This window comes from ANME-2 cluster archaeon (assembly GCA_014237145.1).
Taxonomy (GTDB): Archaea; Halobacteriota; Methanosarcinia; order Methanosarcinales; family Methanocomedenaceae; genus Methanocomedens_A.
Genome location: JAAXOC010000050.1, coordinates 1 through 5,390 on the forward strand (window position 1 = coordinate 1; position 5,390 = coordinate 5,390).

A 5,390-nucleotide genomic window follows, 5' to 3' on the forward strand; every position below is an offset into this window, starting at 1 on the left:
AAGTCAGAGCCCTTGAAGAATGAATTGGAATATTTCATAAAATCCATTTCAAATGGTATGGATCCATACCCTTCCGGTAGCGATGGTCTGCATGTTCTGGAAGTGGCAAAGGCTGCTATTAGATCATATAGCGAAGCTCGAGCAATAAAGATACAATAACCGAACAATAAAGATACAATAACCGAATAATAAAGATACAATGACTAAACGATAAAGTTGTAATTACGAATAATAAAGTATTCCATGTATTAAAAAAAAACATTTGGTGTAAATATGACAGATCCACTAACCCGGCTGCCGGATAGAAACGGACAGATAAAGAGTATTGGTGTTGTAGGCATGGGATATGTGGGAATCCCAGCTGCCGTATTATTTGCAGATTCCAAATCCTTTGACTTCGTATGGGGTTTTCAGCGCGACTCTCCTACTTCGGGATTCAAGATAGACATGTTGAACAGAGGCGAAAGTCCGTTAAAAGGTGACGAACCGGGCCTGGAAAACCTTATCAAAAAGGTTGTTGAGGCCGGTAAGTTCAGATGTACTTCAGATTTCAGTAAGATATCTGAGGTAGATGCGGTAACCCTTGCGATCCAGACCCCTTTTTTAAGTGCAGAAAGCCTGGTACCGGATTTCGGTGCCCTTATTGAGGGGATACGGCAGGTAGGCAAGTTCCTTACTAAAGGGACTCTGGTAGTACTGGAATCCACTATCACACCAAGCACTACAGAAGGTATTGCCAGACAGGTTCTGGAAGAGGAATCGGGCCTAACGGCAGGTAATGATTTTTTACTGGCCCATGCACCAGAGCGAGTGATGGTCGGCAGATTGATCCGCAATATCCAGGAACATGACAGGATAGTGGGCGGTATCGACCAGGCCAGTACTGATAGGGCTGTGGATCTGTACACTCCGGTAATGACCACAGGCAAAGTCATCTCTATGACCGCCACGGCCGCCGAGGTGACCAAGACAGCTGAGAATACGTTCAGGGACCTGCAGATAGCAGCCATCAACCAGCTGGCCCTGTATTGCGAGGCCATGGGTATCAATGTATATGATGTGCGCACAGGCGTGGATAGCCTGAAGGGAGAGGGTATTACCAGGGCTATGCTTTATCCCGGTGCAGGGGTAGGCGGGCACTGCCTGACCAAGGATACCTACCATCTGGAGCGGGGCGTGAAGGTATCTGCGGGAACGCTCGATTATCCTGAAGGGCTTGATTCAATTTTCGTACTGGCACGCAAGGTGAATGATTTCATGCCTGTGCATATGTATAACCTGACCATTGATGCTCTTTCAAGTGTAGACAAGACCCCGGCAGGTTCCAAGGTTGCCATACTGGGCTGGGCGTTTATCAGTAATTCGGATGATGCAAGGAACCCGCCGTCCGAGCCGTACAGGGACCAGTTGATAGATTCCGGGTGCATGGTGGATGTTCATGATCCCCATGTGATGGATTATCCTGGTGTGGATATTTCCCATGAGTTATCCGATGTTGTGAAGGGTGCTGATGTGGTGGCAATATTGACAGGACATAATGAGTATTTCAAACTTGATGCCAGAGTGTTGGAAAGGTTAATGGGGCAGGAACATCCGGTAATCGTAGATGGGCGGAATGTTATAAATCCCGATGAATTTATCAGCGAAGGATTTGTATACAAAGGAATCGGGAGGGGAGATAAGAACAGTCACCCCCCACAATGAAAATAGATTCCCTGGAAATCAGGGCAGGAATTGGATTACCCCAAATCATGCAAGATAAACAAAAAATATATCTATTCTTTATTGGAATGGCACTGGTCATCTGCAGCATAGGCGGAGTTGCAGGTTATTTTATTAATGATGCTTCAGGTGCAATCTATGGTGCAATTGCAGGTCTTATTATTTCCGGGATTGCTGCAGGTTGTTTATATTATCTGCCGGCTTTTATTATTGTAAAACTCTACAGCAGCAGGGAAGTAACGAAAGAAGATTCTCCTGATTTCATGGCTACTATCGAAGAATTTGCAGATATCGTAAATATTCCAGTCCCCCGGTTCTATTTATCAAATAAAAATATTCCATTAATATTCACGGTTGGACGTGACTGCAATTCAGCTTCAATTATATTCACTGATAAATTATTGGATATCCTGTCTTCAGAGGAATTAACATGTGTGCTAATCCATGAGATGTCACACATAAAGCTAAACCAGATACACAGGCAAACCCTGGTAGCATTTGTGGCAGGTATATTGACGATGTTTGCCACCGTTGCGCTGTGGGGTGCACTACTCACAGGCTTTGGCCAGGAAAATGACCCTGCACCCAGGATCATTAAATTTCTTGCCATGGCACTTGTTGCCCCGCCTGCAGCTTCATTAGTACTGCTGACAACACCGGCAAGCAGGGAATATATTGCAGACGCAACAGCAGTGGAAATATACAAAGAACCAGAAGTATATATCAAAATGCTTGAAAAGATGGGGAGACATTTCAGTGAGACCAGACATGAGGAGATAAATCCTGCACATGGACTGCTGAACATTATCGATCCCCTGTCCCAAAGCAATGATATCGATGATGATTTTTATACACTTTTCAATACACACCCTGGTCTGGATGAGCGAATAGAAGCCATACGTACCAGACAAATGGCAGGTCGGCAAGTATGAAGCTATTGGAATATGCAACCGTGATGAATGAAAAAATCGTTGACAAATATGAGAGCATCACGCGATGGAAAAAAACACTGCTGTACAGCACCATCACCCATATGCTGATCCTGTTTGGGATTATCGTGGTTTATACAATCTACAATAAGGATTTCAGAGCAATGGATTCCTTCATGATCACAGGAGCTTATATGGGTATGCTGATTATCACACACAGTATGATGTACCTGATATTCAAAAACAAATTGAGCTAAGATATATTGATCAAGACGATATTAGTAACTAGTAACTAGTAACAGGTTTGTGATAGAATGAAAAAAACACTGCTTCAATCATTGTTTCAATCACCATGGTCAGACCTGTATTTAGTTCTTCTAACTAATTTTTTAGCTATTCTGTTCATACTTATTCCACCCTTTAGCGAAACTTTTCTCAGAATCCCGCTTGCACTGGTACTCTTGTTGTTCCTACCAGGATATGTGTTCATAGCGGCAATGTTCCCAGGACGGGATATCAGTGTGATTGAACGTTTCACCATGAGCGTGGGCCTTAGTATTGCTATAACGGTCTTTGACGGTTTTGCGATTAGTATAACAGTCTGGCGCTTCAGGCCCACATCCATCGTAGTCTCACTAACGTTAATAATCCTTTTCTTTGTGATAATTACATACTTCATGAGAAAGCGGCTGCCTCATGAGCAGCGTTTTGTACCTGATGTCAAAACATTTATTGAATCATTGAAGACAAAAGAAAAGATGACCGATATCGAGAAAGCACTGATCATAGCAATGGTCGGGTCGATCATCATTGCAAGCGGGATGCTTATCTATGCAAAGCTCACTTTTGAGGAAGAGAAATTCACGGCCCTGTATATACTTGGACCTGGTGGGAAAGCGGAAGGTTACCAGACGAATTTATCCTTTGGTGAGCCAGCTACTACTATAGTAGGAATTGAGAATTATGAACATGCACCTGTTAACTATACCTTGCAGGTGGTGCTTGATGGAGTGGTTCTGACAGAAAAGGAAATCAAACTTGATCATAATGATAAATGGGAAGAGAATGTAACATACATACCTGATGTCATGGGCCAGAAGATAAAACTGGAATTTCTGTTATCCAAAGATGGAGAGGGGGCGAATTATCGTTCAGTACACCTATGGGTCAATACGATATTTGATCCTGATGATCCGGGTGGTATTGAAAGTTACCTGATATTCGTTCCCCAGCTCATCAATGGAAATATGGAAGGAGAAGGTGGCTGGATATTTTCAGGAAGAGATTTTTTTACAGGGAATTATAGTAATCATACTTTTGTATCAAAATCTCACTCGTATGAGATTGATATTTCAGGTAGTGAACCTGGACAACATGTAAGGAGCGGGTATTTCGGTTCAGTGTATCAGGATATAAGTGCTACACAGAAAGGACTGGCAATACTGACATTTAATGTCAAAGATTCTATTACTTCCAACACAGAAGGAAATTACCTGAAGCAAATGCTGTTCAATGATAGGGTTGTCTGGGAGGATGATACGGCCGGTGATGAGGGGTGGCAGCATGTTGAGTCCCTGGTAAGGCTGTCTGAAACTAATCGTGTAATGCTGAGGGTATATGCACAAAAGAACCTTGAGAACCAGAGTATGAAGGTCTGGTGGGATGATATCGAGTTTAGGACCCTCACTGATGTGAGCATCCGTGACTGGAATTCGAATTTAACCCTGGGAGTGCCTGCAGATATCACTGTGGTAGTAGAAAATTATGAACCAGATCATACTGAGTACAACCTTGAGATCAGGATGGACAATATCCCGATCAGTAACCAGAGGTTATGGCTTGCCGGTCGTGAAGATTGGATAGGGGATATTACTTTTATTCCTGAAGCGGTCGGTCCGAACATCAAACTTGAAGCTGTATTGTATAAGGAATGGGATGAAAAGCCTTACCGCAGCGATGAGGTGCTGGTATCATCTTCAATAGATTATGATGATCTTGCTACTGCACTTGGATATGTTATCACGCCTCCTGAAATTCTTAACAGCGACATGGAATATTCATCAGTATGGTATTTCACTGGGGTCAATTATACCGGGAATTATACAGATTATACATCACATTCACCAGTGCTTTCGTATGAGATGCGGCTGGTTCCGAAAGATTACTCAACTGCAGGGGATTTTGGAGCGATCCATCAATATATCAAAGATTCACCAAACGGTCTTGTGATGCTGACATTTGATGTGAAGGATTCTATCAGATCCAACAGGCCCGGTTATCATAAAAAGCAGGTGTTGCTTAATGACAGGGTGGTATGGGAAGATGATATTGCAGGAGATGAGGGTTGGCAGCATGTTGAGGTCCCGGTTATGTTGTCCAGGAACAACCGGCTTGAAATGCGGGTGCAGGAACTGCAGGTGGGTTCTGATGAAGTACTGGTATGGTGGGACGATATCGTGTTTAGTCCTTTCTCAGACCAGGATTTGGGTGTGGTCAGCACTCCGGGATATGCTGCCGAGCTTGAACTCAGGGGGAATATTCTCTCGATCAAATCGGGTAAAACAGTTACAATATCCAGAGATTATTCTGAACTTCGTTCAACCGAATATCTTACATTATATTTCAAAGGAGATGGAGTTGTGGGAGGAGGAGATGCAGTTTATACAACCCGTACCAGTTCTGGTAATATCTGGTATAAAGATGTAAAGTACCACTCAGTTGATCCATCAAAAGCTGATA

Annotated in this window: 4 protein-coding genes; all 4 read left to right on the plus strand. The window is 43.2% G+C overall.

Annotated elements, in window-relative coordinates; genetic code table 11:
* The first annotated feature begins 273 nt into the window (after positions 1–273).
* On the plus strand, positions 274–1,704 hold the full coding sequence (locus HF974_06860) for a nucleotide sugar dehydrogenase (GenBank protein MBC2698048.1): 1,431 nt from the start codon (positions 274–276) through the stop codon (positions 1,702–1,704).
* A gap of 86 nt (positions 1,705–1,790) precedes the next feature.
* On the plus strand, positions 1,791–2,654 hold the full coding sequence (locus HF974_06865; protein MBC2698049.1) for a M48 family metalloprotease: 864 nt from the start codon (positions 1,791–1,793) through the stop codon (positions 2,652–2,654).
* A complete protein-coding gene (locus HF974_06870; protein MBC2698050.1) occupies positions 2,651–2,908 on the plus strand; it encodes a hypothetical protein in 258 nt (85 codons plus the stop codon). Before HF974_06865 ends, HF974_06870 begins: the two co-directional genes overlap by 4 nt.
* 57 nt (positions 2,909–2,965) lie before the next feature.
* The coding region (locus HF974_06875) for a DUF1616 domain-containing protein (GenBank protein MBC2698051.1) at positions 2,966–5,390 on the plus strand (2,425 nt) is incomplete at its 3' end.

What these genes read in the sequence shown, in the direction of transcription:
- HF974_06860 (MBC2698048.1), top strand. Translation starts at nt 274, where the DNA reads ATGACAGATCCACTAACCCGGCTGCCGGATAGAAACGGACAGATAAAG.
- HF974_06865 (MBC2698049.1), top strand. Translation starts at nt 1,791, where the DNA reads ATGGCACTGGTCATCTGCAGCATAGGCGGAGTTGCAGGTTATTTTATT.
- HF974_06870 (MBC2698050.1), top strand. Translation starts at nt 2,651, where the DNA reads ATGAAGCTATTGGAATATGCAACCGTGATGAATGAAAAAATCGTTGAC.